The sequence below is a fragment of the Mesorhizobium sp. M7A.F.Ca.MR.362.00.0.0 genome, assembly GCF_004023175.1.
Taxonomy (GTDB): domain Bacteria; phylum Pseudomonadota; class Alphaproteobacteria; order Rhizobiales; family Rhizobiaceae; genus Mesorhizobium.
The window spans coordinates 1-329 of the sequence record NZ_RZTF01000358.1 but is presented as its reverse complement, the minus strand read 5'-3'; the positions used below and the strand labels follow the sequence as shown (position 1 = coordinate 329).

Annotated in this window: 1 protein-coding gene; it reads left to right on the top strand. The window is 58.1% G+C overall.

Translation table 11 applies throughout. The features are described 5' to 3' along the window. Nucleotides 1–5 precede the first annotated feature (5 nt). Nucleotides 6–329 (top strand): DUF3592 domain-containing protein (locus EOC06_RS29765; protein ID WP_128309473.1); only part of this gene is annotated, 324 nt, incomplete at its 3' end.

The window sequence follows — 329 nt, the reverse complement described above, 5'->3', positions numbered from 1 at the left end:
CCTGCGTGGTCGCGGGCGCGCTGTCGTTCATCACCTTCATGAAATGGCGAGAGGTGAAGGCACTCAGCCGCTGGCTGCCGACGCCGGGAAAGATCATTTCCTCGCGCGTCGAGGCACGTGAGGTCAGAAACTCGGGCGTTGGTTCGGACAGCACTGACACCACCGAAATGCGCAATTTTCCGGCGATCACCTTCGAATACAAGATCGGCGGCAAGAAATTTCAAAGCTCGCGCTACAGCGTGAAGGAAAATCTGGGGAATTTCGAAGTCGCTGAAACCCTTGCCCAGTTTCCCCGCGGCGCGGACGTGACTGTCTTCTACAATCCGGCC